This is a genomic window from Streptomyces sp. NPDC048383 (assembly GCF_040651775.1).
In the GTDB taxonomy this organism is placed as follows: domain Bacteria; phylum Actinomycetota; class Actinomycetes; order Streptomycetales; family Streptomycetaceae; genus Streptomyces.
In genome coordinates this window covers 1-13,723 of the sequence record NZ_JBEZKS010000070.1, presented here as the reverse complement: position 1 = coordinate 13,723, position 13,723 = coordinate 1, and the positions used below count along the sequence as shown (strand labels likewise).

At 70.8% G+C, this 13,723-nt stretch carries 11 protein-coding genes and 1 pseudogene; 8 read left to right on the top strand and 4 right to left on the bottom strand.

The features are described 5' to 3' along the window. Nucleotides 1–49 precede the first annotated feature (49 nt). Nucleotides 50–1,336: a hypothetical protein gene (locus AB0D46_RS33730; protein WP_362883237.1), complete on the top strand. Its 1,287-nt coding sequence runs from the start codon at nt 50–52 to the stop codon at nt 1,334–1,336. Nucleotides 1,337–1,426: 90 nt separating this feature from the next. On the opposite strand, the gene AB0D46_RS33725 is transcribed toward AB0D46_RS33730, so the two are convergent. Further along, nucleotides 1,427–2,941 (bottom strand): oligopeptide:H+ symporter, encoded by a 1,515-nt coding sequence (locus AB0D46_RS33725; RefSeq protein ID WP_362883206.1) that lies wholly within the window; start codon nt 2,939–2,941, stop codon nt 1,427–1,429. 472 nt (nt 2,942–3,413) lie between these two features. Here AB0D46_RS33725 and AB0D46_RS33720 point away from each other — a divergent pair, with 472 nt between their 5' ends. Both AB0D46_RS33720 and AB0D46_RS33715 read left to right on the top strand, forming a co-directional pair. After that, nucleotides 3,414–4,091, top strand: a complete 678-nt coding sequence (locus tag AB0D46_RS33720; RefSeq protein ID WP_361598543.1) for a response regulator transcription factor — start codon at nt 3,414–3,416, stop codon at nt 4,089–4,091. Nucleotides 4,092–4,121: 30 nt separating this feature from the next. Further along, nucleotides 4,122–5,387 (top strand): ATP-binding protein, encoded by a 1,266-nt coding sequence (locus AB0D46_RS33715; protein WP_362883204.1) that lies wholly within the window; start codon nt 4,122–4,124, stop codon nt 5,385–5,387. Between the two features lie 39 nt (nt 5,388–5,426). On the opposite strand, the gene AB0D46_RS33710 is transcribed toward AB0D46_RS33715, so the two are convergent. Beyond that, nucleotides 5,427–5,957 (bottom strand): GtrA family protein, encoded by a 531-nt coding sequence (locus AB0D46_RS33710; RefSeq protein ID WP_362883203.1) that lies wholly within the window; start codon nt 5,955–5,957, stop codon nt 5,427–5,429. A gap of 219 nt (nt 5,958–6,176) precedes the next feature. Here AB0D46_RS33710 and AB0D46_RS33705 point away from each other — a divergent pair, with 219 nt between their 5' ends. From AB0D46_RS33705 to AB0D46_RS33690, 4 genes and pseudogenes are all read left to right on the top strand, one after another. Next, nucleotides 6,177–7,319, top strand: a complete 1,143-nt coding sequence (locus AB0D46_RS33705; RefSeq protein ID WP_362883201.1) for a 5-(carboxyamino)imidazole ribonucleotide synthase — start codon at nt 6,177–6,179, stop codon at nt 7,317–7,319. Beyond that, complete coding sequence (gene purE, locus AB0D46_RS33700; RefSeq protein ID WP_362883199.1) at nt 7,316–7,852, top strand: 5-(carboxyamino)imidazole ribonucleotide mutase; 537 nt, start codon at nt 7,316–7,318, stop codon at nt 7,850–7,852. Before AB0D46_RS33705 ends, purE begins: the two co-directional genes overlap by 4 nt. After that, a complete protein-coding gene (locus AB0D46_RS33695; protein WP_362883197.1) occupies nt 7,849–9,027 on the top strand; it encodes a dipeptidase in 1,179 nt (392 codons plus the stop codon). The genes purE and AB0D46_RS33695 overlap by 4 nt, the downstream gene beginning before the upstream one ends. 91 nt (nt 9,028–9,118) lie before the next feature. Further along, nucleotides 9,119–9,457, top strand: a pseudogene (locus AB0D46_RS33690) (membrane dipeptidase); the annotation flags it as partial. 7 nt (nt 9,458–9,464) lie between these two features. On the opposite strand, the gene AB0D46_RS33685 reads toward AB0D46_RS33690, so the two are convergent. Beyond that, a complete protein-coding gene (locus AB0D46_RS33685) occupies nt 9,465–10,799 on the bottom strand; it encodes a glycosyltransferase family 87 protein (protein WP_362883195.1) in 1,335 nt (444 codons plus the stop codon). Between the two features lie 89 nt (nt 10,800–10,888). Next, entirely contained in the window at nt 10,889–12,232 is a 1,344-nt protein-coding gene (locus AB0D46_RS33680; RefSeq protein ID WP_362883193.1) for a UDP-glucose/GDP-mannose dehydrogenase family protein, read from the bottom strand. A gap of 180 nt (nt 12,233–12,412) precedes the next feature. Here AB0D46_RS33680 and AB0D46_RS33675 point away from each other — a divergent pair, with 180 nt between their 5' ends. Further along, nucleotides 12,413–13,585 carry an acyl-CoA dehydrogenase family protein gene (locus AB0D46_RS33675; protein ID WP_362883191.1) on the top strand — a complete coding sequence of 391 codons (1,173 nt, stop codon included), beginning with the start codon at nt 12,413–12,415 and terminating at the stop codon, nt 13,583–13,585. The last annotated feature ends 138 nt before the right edge of the window (nt 13,586–13,723 follow it).

Genomic DNA, 13,723 nt, shown 5'->3' with positions numbered 1-13,723 from the left:
GGCGAGCGCGGCCCTGGTCGCGCTGCTGCTCGGCGGCGCGGGCATCGCCATGGCGGCTTCCCCCGCCCAGGCCGCCGATGCCATCTACAAGGTCAAGTGCGTACCGCCCGCGGGCGGCGGCGACCCGGTGGAGGGCGAGAGCACCGTCAAGATCACGGCCCCGGCCACGGCCAAGGTGGGCGATGAGGTCGACGTCTCGTGGGAGACCGTCAAACCCGCCTCCAACAACACGGACCTCATGGTGATCCCGAAGGACTCCGTGGTGCCCACCGGCTGGTTCACGGTCGGCGGGGGAGGGGGCGAACTGAAGGTCGTCGGGGAGAAGAAGAACCCGGAGATCCCGAAGAAGGCCCCCATGGTCATGTCGACGATGAAGGGCAAGCTGAAACTGACCAAGGCGGGCAAGGTCACGCTGACGCCGGGCCGGTACGAGGTCGCCGTCTCCTTCCCCTTCGGCACCTTCGTCACCAAGTGCGCCCCGGTGGGCACCGTCTCGGGAGGCGCCACCATCGACGTCTCCGCGGGCTCCACGGGCGGCACGACGACCGGCGGCACGACGACCGGCGGGGCAACGACGGGCGGGGCAACGACGGGCGGAGCCACCACCGGCGGAGCCACCACCGGCGGGGCAACGACCGGCGGAGCCACCACCGGCGGAGCGACCACCGGCGGCGGCGGGGGTCAGACCGACTTCCCGGGCAAGCCCGTCGAGGTCGCCTTCGACTGCGGTCCGGTCGTCCCCGGCGGCATCAAGACGCCGGTGACGATCAACGCCAAGAAGAACGGCGGCGACTACGAGCTGACGGTCAAGACCGCCAAGGGCGCGATGGCCGCCCCCATGGCGCTGCCGGCCGGCGCGCTCAAGCCCTCGATGAACGTCAAGCTGGGCGGCGCCGACTCCGGCACGGTCAAGGTCTCCGGCCCGGCCAACGCCGAGCCCATCCCCGACAAGGCCCCGGTCAGCCTCAGCGACATGACCGGCACCTACAAGCCCGGCAAGTCGGGCAAGGTGACGCTGAGCCCCGACCAGCTGACGATCGACGTCACGATGGCCCCGGGATCCACCCCGATCAACGTGCCCTGCAAGGCGACCAGCAGCGGCGTCTCGCTGGAGCTGGACACCTCCGCCCAGCCCGGCGGCAGCGGCTCCACCACGGCCGGCACCACCGGAGCCACCACCGGCGGTTCGTCCGCCGCCTCGGGCGGGCTCGCCGAGACCGGCGCGGAGGACGAGGGCGGCATCCAGGCCCTCGCCCTGGTCGCCGGCACGGTGATCCTGCTCGGCGGCGCCGTCTTCGCCTTCACCCCGTGGCGCCGCCTGCGCGGCACGCGGTAGGCACCCCGTACGACGCCGTACGCACCCCGTACGACGGAACGGCCCGGCACGCCGTGTGGCGTGCCGGGCCGTTCCGCTGCGCGGGGTGCGTCAGTGGACGCTGCCCATCAGGGCCTGGACGCGCTTGCGGTACATGTACACCGCGAAACCGGCGGCGGCGGCGAGCGTCGCCTGCATCGCGATGATCCCGGTGCCGTTCAGGTCCACGCCGGCCAGCGACAGCAGACCCGTCGTGCAGTCACCGGCGGTGACCGCGAGGAACCAGACACCCATCATCTGGGAGGCGTACTTCTGCGGGGCCATCTTCGTGGTGACCGAGAGGCCGACCGGGGAGAGGCACAGCTCGGCGATGGTCTGGATCATGTAGATCGAGACCAGCCACATCGGCGACACCTTGGTGCCGTCGGAGGCCATGCTCATCGGGACGACGAAGACGAAGAAGGAGCCACCGACCAGGACGAGACCCATCGCGAACTTCACGATGGTGTTCGGCTCCTGGTTCTTGCGGGCCAGCCACAGCCACAGCCAGGCGAAGACCGGCGCGAGCGCCATGACGAACAGCGGGTTCAGCGCCTGGTACCACGTGGTGGAGGGGTCCCAGCCGAACAGCGTGCCGGTCTTGGAGTCGGCGAACAGCGACAGGGTCGAACCACCCTGGTCGTAGATCATCCAGAAGACGGCGGCGGCGATGAAGAACCAGATGTACGCGGACATCTTCGACTGCTCGGGCGCCGAGAGGTCCTTGTCGCGCTTGATGCGGGCCAGGACGACGACCGGGATGATCAGACCGGCGATGGTGATCGGGTACAGCGCCCAGTTGATCGTGAACATGCCCATGGCGGTCACGGTGCCGTAGAAGGCGGCGACGATCGCGACGGCGGCGACGACCTTGACGATGATGCCGTTGCGCTCGGTGGCGGACAGCGGGTTCGGGACGATGCTGCTCTGCGGGCTCAGCGTGCGGCCGAAGACCAGGAAAACGATCAGGCCCAGACCCATGCCGATCGCGGCGAGCAGGAAGCCGAGGTGCCAGTTGACGACCTCACCGACGGTGCCGATCGCGAACGGCGCACCGAAGGCACCCAGGTTGATGCCGACGTAGAACAGCGTGAAGCCGCCGTCACGACGCGGGTCGTCCGCACCCTTGTAGAGGTGGCCGACCATCGTGGAGATGTTGGCCTTCAGCAGACCGGAGCCCACGGCGACCAGCAGCAGACCGACGAAGAACGCGATCTGACCCGGCAGCGCCAGCGCCACGTGACCGGCCATGATCACGAAACCGGCGATGGCGACGGTCTTGCGAGCACCCCAGACCCGGTCGCCGAACCAACCGCCGGGCATGGCCATGAGGTAGACCATCGCCACGTACACGGAGTAGATCGCCGTGGCCGCGCCCATCTTGTAACCGAGGCCGCCGCCCTGGCTGCCGGTCGCGGCGTCCGTACCGCCGGAGACCAAGTACAGGACGAGGAGCGCACGCATGCCGTAGTAGGAGAAACGCTCCCACATCTCGGTCATGAACAGCGTGGCCAGGCCGATCGGGTGGCCGAAGAGGGTCTTCTCGTGAGCGGGGCTCGGAGAAGCCGTCGTCAGGCTGGAAGCCATGGTCGATCCTTGCTTGCTCGGGACGCTCGGCTTCGTGAGCCGAACTGCGCCCGGTGGGGGGTGGCCGGCACCGGCGACGGATGTCCCACCCCACGCCCGGGGGTCTCGGCCTCCGGGGTGCCGGAGTCGAAGGGTCAGCCATCACCGGGATCCACGCCCGGCGCGCACCTTCGCGCGCAGGGCCCGGCCCACAGGTCATTCACTGTCATCTGGGTCGGAGCAATCCGACCAGAGCAGAATTTGAGGTCCATGGCTCGCTTTTCGGCACAAGGATCCCCGGAGTAGTGCATGAGGCGTCTCGCCACCATACGACACGACACTGCGGCATATGGAAGGACTTGAGAGATGGATCACAGGTTCCGAGGGAACCGATCGACCATATTCGAAGGCGCCGGGTCGTATGCGAGCACAGATGGTGGGGGTCCCGCAGGAGGGCCTCTCCTTTGACCCGTCGCGGACTAACATCACCCACATGACGCGTGTACTGCTCGCCGAGGACGACGCATCCATCTCGGAACCCCTGGCCCGCGCCCTGCGCCGGGAGGGGTACGAGGTCGAGGTCCGGGAGGACGGCCCCACCGCCCTGGACGCCGGACTCCAGGGCGGCATCGACCTCGTCGTCCTGGACCTCGGCCTGCCCGGAATGGACGGCCTCGAAGTCGCCCGCCGGCTGCGCGCCGAGGGCCACGGCTTCCCGATCCTGGTCCTGACCGCCCGCGCCGACGAGGTCGACACGGTCGTCGGCCTCGACGCCGGCGCCGACGACTACGTGACCAAGCCCTTCCGACTCGCCGAGCTGCTCGCCCGCGTCCGGGCCCTGCTGCGGCGCGGCGCCGCCGAGACCGCCCAGCCGCCCGCCACCCACGGCGTGCGGATCGACGTCGAGTCGCACCGCGCCTGGATGGGGGAGGAGGAGCTCCAGCTCACCGCTAAGGAGTTCGACCTCCTGCGCGTCCTCGTCCGCGACGCCGGCCGGGTCGTCACGCGCGACCAGCTGATGCGCGAGGTCTGGGACACCACCTGGTGGTCCTCCACCAAGACCCTCGACATGCACATCTCCTGGCTCCGCAAGAAGCTCGGCGACGACGCGGCCAACCCGCGCTACATCGCCACCGTCCGCGGCGTCGGCTTCCGCTTCGAGAAGAGCTGACCCCGCGCCGTCCTAGGGCATCCTCTAAGGATGCGCCGCCGCCTGATCAACTCCACGCTCGCCGTGGTGCTCGTCGTGATCGCCGTGTTCGGGGTCTCCCTGGTCATCGTGGAGACCCGGACCATCACCAGCAGTGCCCAGGACCGGATCGGGTCCGAGGCCCTGCGGCTGCTCGGCATCGTCGAGGCGGACGCCCTGGAGCGCGAACCCGTCGACGCCGCGGCCCTCGCCGAGCAACTGGACCTCGGCACGTACGCCCGCATCACCGTCCCCGGGCAGCAGGTCGTCGAGGTCGGGCAGCGCGTCGAGGGCAGCGTCATCCGCGGCACCGCGACCGGCGAACAGGGCGAGACCGTCGTGGTGGAGGAGACCCGCTCCACGGTCACCAAGGAGGTCGGGCGGACCCTGGCCGTGGTCGGTGCGGTGGCCCTGCTGGCGGTCGTCGCGGCCGTCCTGCTCGCCGTGCGCCAGGCCAACCGGCTGGCCTCCCCGCTCACCGACCTCGCCGAAACCGCCGAGCGTCTCGGATCGGGCGACCCGCGGCCCCGTCACAAGCGGTACGGAGTGCCCGAGCTGGACCGGGTCGCGGACGTACTGGACTCCAGCGCCGAGAGGATCGGCCGGATGCTGACGGCCGAACGGCGCCTCGCCGCCGACGCCTCGCACCAACTGCGCACCCCGCTGACGGCCCTGTCGATGCGGCTGGAGGAGATCACCGTCACCGACGACCTGGAGACGGTACGGGAGGAGGCGACGATCGCCCTCACCCAGGTGGAGCGGCTCACCGACGTCGTGCAACGGCTGCTCACGAACTCCCGCGACCCGCGGACCGGCTCGGCGGTCCCCTTCGACTTGGACGAGGTCGTCAAACAACAGGTGGAGGAGTGGCGGCCCGCCTACCGCAGCGCCGGACGGGCCATCGTGCGCTCGGGGCGGACGGGCATGCGCGCCGTCGGCACGCCCGGGGCGGTCTCCCAGGTGCTGGCGACCCTCGTGGAGAACGCCCTGATGCACGGGGGCGGCACGGTCGCGCTACGCACCAGGGTCATCGGCAACCAGGCCGTACTGGAGGTCACCGACGAGGGCCCCGGCGTTCCGCCGGACCTCGGCAACCGGATCTTCGAGCGGGCCATCAGCGGCCGCAATTCCACGGGCATCGGCCTCGCCGTCGCCCGGGACCTCGCCGAAGCGGACGGCGGCCGGCTGGAACTGCTCCAGACCCAGCCGCCGGTGTTCGCCCTCTTCCTCAGCCGTACCGCGCCGGAAGGGACGGAACCGACGCGCACGGTGCGGTGACGGCGGCAGCGGTGTCGTGCGGGCCCGAGGAGCCCGGTGCTACTTGGTGGCCGCCGGCTCCGGGGTGAGCGGCGCCACCGGCACGTCGTGGCCGTCACGCTGCTCGACGATCAGCGAGGGCGCGACAGGCGTGGGCAGGGCCTTGAAGACCCAGGTCCGGTAGGACCAGAAGCGGAAGACGGTCGCCACGCCCATGCCGACGAACTTGAAGATGTTGTTCTGCAACGAACTGTCCCAGCCGAACCCGTACGTCGCCACGTAGAGCACACCGCTCTCGATGACCATGCCGATGCCGCTGAACAGCACGAACAGGAACATCTCGCGCCGCCGGCCGCCGAGGTCGCGGTCGCGGTAGGTGAAGTACCGGAAGCCGATGTAGTTGGTGATGATGGCCACCACGATGGCTATGACGTTCGCGCGCACGATCTGCAGGTCGGTCGTGCTCCGGAGCAGGTTGAACACACCGAAGTTGACCAGGACGCCCAGCCCGCCGACCGCGCCGAACTTGATGACCTCCCGCGCGAGGCCGCGGAAGCGCTCGGTCAGCGGTGCTGCTTTCGGCGTGCTCATGTGAAGGCTCAGTCCCTGTCCGTCGTCGTCGCCCCTCGCCGGGACGTCACTCGATTTCGTCAACCCGTTCATGGTAAGTGTCGCCCCCGGGCCCCGTCCGTGGGTTGCCGCCCCATGGGACGCACGGCACACGGGCCCTCGTGCGGAACCGACGGGTCCGCTCCGGGCGGGCTCCGCCCGGGCGGGTCCGGATGGCGGAATACCGACGGATACCCTGGAGTGGTGACGTTCCCGGTAGTCGGCATGGTCGGCGGCGGACAGCTCGCCCGCATGACCCACGAGGCGGGTATCCCCCTCGGCATCAAATTCAAGATCCTCAGTGACACCCCACAGGATTCGGCGGCCCAGGTCGTGAGCGACGTCGTCATCGGCGACTATCGCGACCTGGAGACGCTCCGCGCCTTCGCGCGCGGCTGCGACGTGATCACCTTCGACCACGAGCACGTGCCCATCGCGCACCTGCGGGCCCTGGAAGCGGACGGCATCCCCGTCCGACCGGGGCCCGACGCGTTGGTGCACGCCGCGGACAAGGGGGTGATGCGCGCCCGGCTCGACGCGATCGGCGCGCCCAGCCCCCGCCACCGGATCGTGAGCGATCCGGCGGACGCGGTCGCCTTCGCGGACGAGGTGGGCGGCTTCCCCGTCATCCTCAAGACGGTGCGCGGCGGGTACGACGGCAAGGGGGTGTGGTTCGTCCGCACCCCGCAGGACGCGGAGGCCCCCTTCAAGGCGGGCGTCCCCGTCCTCGCGGAGGAGAAGGTCGAGTACGTCCGCGAACTCGCGGCGAACATCGTCCGCTCCCCGCACGGCCAGGCCGTCGCCTATCCCGTCGTCGAGTCCGTCCAGGTGGACGGCGTCTGCGACACGGTGATCGCCCCCGCCCCGAACCTCTCGGAGGAGCTGGCGGGCGAGGCCCAGGCCCTGGCCCTGCGCATCGCCAAGGAACTCGGCGTGACCGGCCACCTGGCCGTGGAGCTGTTCGAGACCACCGACGGTCGCATCCTCGTCAACGAACTGGCCATGCGCCCGCACAACAGCGGGCACTGGACCCAGGACGGCGCCATCACCTCGCAGTTCGCCAACCACGTACGGGCCGTCCTGGACCTCCCCCTGGGCGACCCGCGCCCGCGGGCCCGCTGGACGGTCATGGCCAACGTGCTCGGCGGGGACTTCCCCGACATGTATGCGGCGTACCTGCACTGCATGGCCCACGACCCGCAGCTGAAGATCCACATGTACGGCAAGGACGTGAAACCCGGCCGCAAGGTCGGCCACGTCAACACCTACGGCGACGACCTGGACGATGTGCTGGAGCGCGCACGTCACGCAGCCGGCTACCTCAGAGGAACGATCACGGAATGAGCACCACCACCGCCGGTCCCGTCATCGGCATCGTCATGGGTTCGGACTCGGACTGGCCGGTCATGGAGGCCGCCGCCAAGGCGCTGGACGAGTTCGAGATCCCCTATGAGGTCGACGTCGTCTCCGCCCACCGGATGCCGCGCGAGATGGTCGCGTACGGCGAGCAGGCCGCCGACCGCGGTCTGAAGGCGATCATCGCCGGCGCGGGCGGCGCCGCCCACCTGCCCGGCATGTTGGCCTCGGTCACCCCGCTGCCCGTCATCGGCGTCCCGGTGCCGCTGAAGTACCTCGACGGCATGGACTCGCTGCTGTCGATCGTCCAGATGCCCGCCGGGGTTCCCGTCGCCACGGTCTCCGTCGCCGGAGCCCGCAACGCCGGACTGCTCGCCGTCCGCATGCTCGCGGCCCACGACCCGGAGCTGCTGGTGCGGATGCGCGACTTCCAGCAGGAGCTCAACGACCAGGCCACGGAGAAGGGCAAGCGACTGCGTACGAAGGTCTCCGGCGCCGACGCCTTCGGGTTCGGCAAGTGAGCGCGGCGGACCTGCTCGGGCAGGCCCGGGAGCTGCTCGCCGCGCACCCCGTGGTCGACGGCCACAACGACCTGCCGTGGGCCCTGCGCGAGCAGGTCCGCTACGACCTCGACCGGCGGGACATCGCCGCCGACCAGAGCGCCCACCTGCACACCGACATCCCCCGGCTGCGGGCCGGCGGCGTCGGCGCGCAGTTCTGGTCGGTCTACGTCCGCACCGACTACACCGGCGACCGGGCGGTCAGCGCCACGCTGGAACAGATCGACGCGGTCGAACAGCTGATCGCGCGCTACCCGGAGGACCTGCGGCTCGCGCTGACGGCGGACGACATGGAGGCGGCCCGCGCCGAGGGCCGGATCGCCTCGCTGATGGGCGCCGAGGGCGGCCACTCCATCAACAACTCGCTCGCCACCCTGCGGTCCCTGCACCGGCTCGGCGTGCGGTACATGACGCTGACGCACAACGACACCATCGACTGGGCGGACTCGGCGACCGACGAGCCCCGGCACGGCGGCCTGAGCGACTTCGGCCGCGAGGTCGTCCGCGAGATGAACCGCGTCGGCATGCTGGTGGACCTCTCGCACGTCGCCGCGACGACGATGCGCGACGCCCTCGCGGTCTCGGCCGCGCCGGTGATCTTCTCGCACTCCTCGGCGCGGGCCGTCTGCGACCACCCGCGCAACGTCCCGGACGACGTCCTGGAACTGCTGCCGGCCAACGGCGGCGTCGCCATGGTCACCTTCGTCCCGAAGTTCGTCCTCCAGGCGGCCGTCGACTGGACCCTGGCCGCCGACGAGAACCTGCGCGCGCACGGCTTCCACCACCTGGACACCACCCCGGAGGCGATGGCCCTGCACCGTGCCTTCGAGGAGCGGCGCCCGCGCCCGGTGGCCACCGCCGCCACCGTCGCCGACCACCTGGACCACATGCGCGAGGTGGCCGGGGTCGACCACATCGGCATCGGCGGCGACTACGACGGCACGGCCTTCACCCCGGCCGGCCTGGACGACGTCTCGGGCTACCCGAACCTGATCGCGGAACTCCTCTCCCGCGGCTGGTCCACCCCCGAACTGTCCCGACTCACCTGGTCGAACCCGGTCCGCGCCCTGCGCGACGCGGAAGCCGTGGCCCGCGACCTCTCCCCGACCACACCCCCGTCGAACACCCACCTCTGACACGAACGGGCTGGCCGCCCCCCGATCCCGCCGGCGTGCGAGGCGCGGGGTCCGGGGGCGGCGCCTCCGGCAACGGACCCGCACCCGGGCGGTGCTGCTCGCCCTGCGGGCGGCGAACGGGCTGGCGATGGTCACCTTCGACACGGAGCGCACGGGCGACTCCCTGCACGCGGTCGCGGACCACGTGGACCACGTACGGGCGTTGGTCGGCCCGGAGGGCGTCGGTCTCGGCGCCGGCTTCGGCGCGGCACGGGCCCGCCCGCGCCCGGCCGGCCTGACGGACGCCTCGGGCTACCCGAGGCTGATCGCGGAACTCCTGGACCGGGGCTGGTCGGAGGCCGACCTGGCCCTGCTGACCTGGGGCAACGCCCAACGCGTACTGCGCGGCGTCGAGTTCACGGCCCGCGCCGCCCAGCACCGTAGAAGCTGAGCGGCACCTACGGACGGCCGAGCGCGACCTTCGCCCGGTCGACGCGCCCCGGCTCCGGCTCCGGCTCCGACACGGGGCCGGGGGTGACGGTCGCCCGCCACAGGCGCACTCCGGACCAGACGGCGGCGACGGCGAGGAGGCCGTTGCGCGCGCACAGCAGGAAGGTGCCGAAGCTCGTGCCGGAGAGGATCTCCCCGTAGTTCAGGGGGAAGATCAGGATGCTGAGCCCGGCGGAGACGACGATCAGCAGGGCGATCGGGCGCTGCGTGGTGTGCCGGCAGGTCAGGCAGACGGCGGCGATGCCGAGCAGCCACATCAGGTACTGCGGGCTGAGGACCCGGCTGGTGATCGTGAAGACCAGGATCGTGCACAGGGCGGCGTCCAGCGGCGTGGCGCTCGTCCAGCGCTTGGACTTCACGCGCCACAGCAGCAGGAGCAGGAAGCCGACGACTGTGAGCAGCAGCGAGAGCCGCGCGACGCTGGACACGTACGGGCCGACGTACTCGAAGGCGCCGAACTGGAAGTTCGTCTTTCCGGGCCAGAAGCCGAGGAGCTTGGCGAGCATCAGACCCGAGCCGCCGAGGGACTCGATCTGGATGCCGCGCTCGCCCTGGTTGCCGAGGAAGCCGAGGGCGTCGCGGAAGAGGAGGGCGAAGACGCCCAGCAGCACGGCGCAGGCGGCCACGGCCGAGACGATCGCGTCCCGCGTCGACTTGCCGCGGGGGGCGCCGATCAGGGTGAGCAGCGGCCACACCTTGATCATGGCGCCGACGCCGGCGAGGACGCCCGCGAGCTTCGGGCGGTAGCGCATGCAGAGCAGCGAGCCGACGGCGAACAGCGTGACCTGCAGGTCGATCTTCGTGAACGGCATCGACAGCAGGATCGGCAGCGCACCCAGCCACAGCAGCGCGCCGGCCATGCTGCCGTCGGAGCGGCGCGCGGCACGGATCAGGCCGATGGTGATCAGGGCGTCGCAGACGGCGGTCAGCGCGACCCACGCCTCGAAGTAGGTGAGGAACGGGAGCAGGTCGGGTGCGAGGAAGACGCCTGCCGCGCCCGGCGGGTACTGCCAGGTCGGGTCGTTGGGCGGCATGGTGCCCGTGGTGAGGACGTTGTACCAGGCGTGGTAGATCTGGATCTCCACGCCGACGAACTTGGTGCCGTGGAAGTCCTTCACCAGCAGGGCCATCATCCCGGCCCGCGTGGCCAGCCAGAAGACCGCCATGATCAGGAGGCCGCCGCGCCCGCGCAGGGCCGAGCGGAGGCGCCCCCGTCCGGGACGCGGACCGGTCCCGGGCACGGCTCCGGCGGGATCGGTCGCGAGGCTGCTTGTCGTCGTCATCGGGCGACAGTCTACTGAGCCCCTTCGGGTGCCCCGGCCCGCCCGGAGGCCGCCCGGCGGCGGGCCCCGGCGGAGCGCGCGTCCGCGGGTCAGGCCCGGGGGCGGCCCATCGCGCGGTAGGTCCAGCCCGCCGCCCGCCACCGGGTGGAGTCCAGGGCGTTGCGGCCGTCCAGGATCAGCGGCACGGTGACGACGGGGGTCAGCGCCGCGGGGTCCAGCTCGCGGAACTCGGTCCATTCCGTGAGGTGCAGGACGACGTCCGCACCCGTCACCGCGGCCACGGCGGACTCGGCGTACGCCAGGGTGGGGAAGACACGGCGGGCGTTGTCCATGCCCTTGGGGTCGTAGACGGTGACCTGCCCGCCCTGGAGGTGGATCTGCCCGGCGACGTTGAGGGCGGGGGAGTCGCGGACGTCGTCGGAGTCGGGCTTGAAGGTGGCGCCGAGGACGGCGACGCGCTTGCCCAGGAAGGAGCCGCCGACCGCGTCGCGGGCCAGCTCGACCATGTGGCCGCGGCGCCGCATGTTGATGGAGTCGACCTCGCGCAGGAAGGTCAGGGCCTGGTCGGCGCCCAGCTCGCCGGCGCGGGCCATGAAGGCGCGGATGTCCTTGGGCAGGCAGCCGCCGCCGAAGCCGATGCCGGCGCGCAAGAACTTGGCGCCGATGCGGTCGTCGTGCCCGATGGCCTCGGCGAGCTTGGCCACGTCGCCACCCGCGGCCTCGCAGACCTCGGCCATCGCGTTGATGAAGGAGATCTTCGTGGCAAGGAAGGAGTTGGCGGCCGTCTTGACGAGTTCGGCGGTCGGGAAGTCGGTGACCACCATGGGGCTGCCCTCGGACAGCGGCGTTTCGTACACCTCGCGCAGCAGCCTCTCGCCCCGGTCGCCGCGGACGCCGACGACGATCCGGTCCGGGTGCAGGGTGTCCTGGACGGCGAAGCCCTCGCGCAGGAACTCCGGGTTCCAGGCCAGTTCGACGTCCTCGCCGGCCGGGGCCAGCGCGGCCAGCTTCGCCGCGAGGCGCTCGGCAGAGCCGACGGGCACCGTGGACTTGCCGACGACGAGCACGGGCCGGGTCAGGTGCGGGGCCAGGGACTCCATGGCGGAGTCGACGTACGACATGTCGCAGGCGTACTCGCCGTGCTTCTGCGGGGTGTTCACGCAGACGAAGTGGACGTCGCCGAACTCGCCCACCTCCTCCCAGGAGGTGGTGAAGCGCAGCCGCCCGCTGGAGCCGGGCAGGCCCGCGACGTGCGCGGCGAGCAGGTCCTCCAGCCCCGGTTCGTACATGGGGACCCGACCGGCCGAGAGCAGCTCGATCTTCTCCGGGACCACGTCCAACCCCAGCACCTCGAAGCCGAGCTCGGCCATCGCGGCGGCGTGCGTCGCGCCGAGGTAACCGGTGCCGATCACAGTGATCTTGAGGGGGGCCATGAGTGCTCCAGAGGTGCGGGGCCGTTTGCGGCAACCGAGCATAGTCGGGCCCCGGGCGGGGGACGTTCCCCGCTGTCACGCAGCTCACGTACGCGGTACATATCGCTGCGGGGGTGCCGGACACTAAGATTTGGGTTACTTAACGGTAGTTAGCATCGTGCACTTGGGGAGTGAGAGATCTTGGCGGGTTCTGCCGACTTCGACCTGTACCGCCCGGCGGAGGAGCACGACATGCTCCGCGAGTCCGTCCGCTCGCTCGCCGAGGCGAAGATCCTGCCGTTCGCGGCGGCGGTCGACGAGGAGTCCCGCTTCCCGCAGGAGGCCCTCGACGCCCTGGTCGCCAGCGACCTGCACGCCGTCCACGTCCCCGAGAACTACGGCGGCGCCGGCGCGGACGCGCTCGCCACCGTGATCGTGATCGAGGAGGTGGCCCGCGTCTGCGCGTCCTCCTCCCTGATCCCGGCCGTGAACAAGCTCGGCTCCCTCCCGGTGATCCTCTCCGGCTCCGAGGAGCTCAAGGCCAAGTACCTCGGCCCGCTGGCCAAGGGCGACGCGATGTTCTCGTACGCCCTCTCCGAGCCCGACGCGGGCTCCGACGCCGCCGGCATGAAGACCCGCGCCGTGCGCGACGGGGACTTCTGGGTGCTCAACGGCGTCAAGCGCTGGATCACCAACGCGGGCGTCTCCGAGTACTACACGGTGATGGCCGTCACCGACCCCGAGAAGCGTTCCAAGGGCATCAGCGCCTTCGTCGTGGAGAAGGGCGACGAGGGCGTCTCCTTCGGCGCCCCGGAGAAGAAGCTCGGCATCAAGGGCTCCCCGACGCGCGAGGTCTACCTCGACAACGTGCGCATCCCCGCCGACCGCATGATCGGCGCCGAGGGCACCGGTTTCGCCACCGCGATGAAGACCCTGGACCACACCCGCATCACCATCGCGGCCCAGGCGCTCGGCATCGCCCAGGGCGCCCTGGACTACGCCAAGGGCTACGTCCAGGAGCGCAAGCAGTTCGGCAAGCCGATCGGCGACTTCCAGGGCGTGCAGTTCATGCTCGCGGACATGGCCATGAAGATCGAGGCGGCCCGCCAGCTGACGTACTCGGCCGCGGCCCGCTCGGAGCGCGTCTCCGGCGGCGGCCCCCACGAGGACCTCACGTTCTTCGGCGCCGCGGCCAAGTGCTTCGCCTCCGACGTGGCCATGGAGGTCACCACGGACGCCGTCCAGCTCCTCGGCGGCTACGGCTACACGCGCGACTACCCGGTGGAGCGCATGATGCGCGACGCCAAGATCACGCAGATTTATGAAGGTACGAATCAGGTTCAGCGGATCGTCATGGCGAGGAACCTGCCGTAACCCCTCCCGCAGGACCGTGCGCGCACGAGAAGGCCCCCGGCGTTCGCCGGGCGGCGGCAAAAGCCTTGATCCGACCATCGGCGGCCAGCCCGCGCTGCCGACTGAAGTCGATGTACGCCCCCGGCGACGACATCACCG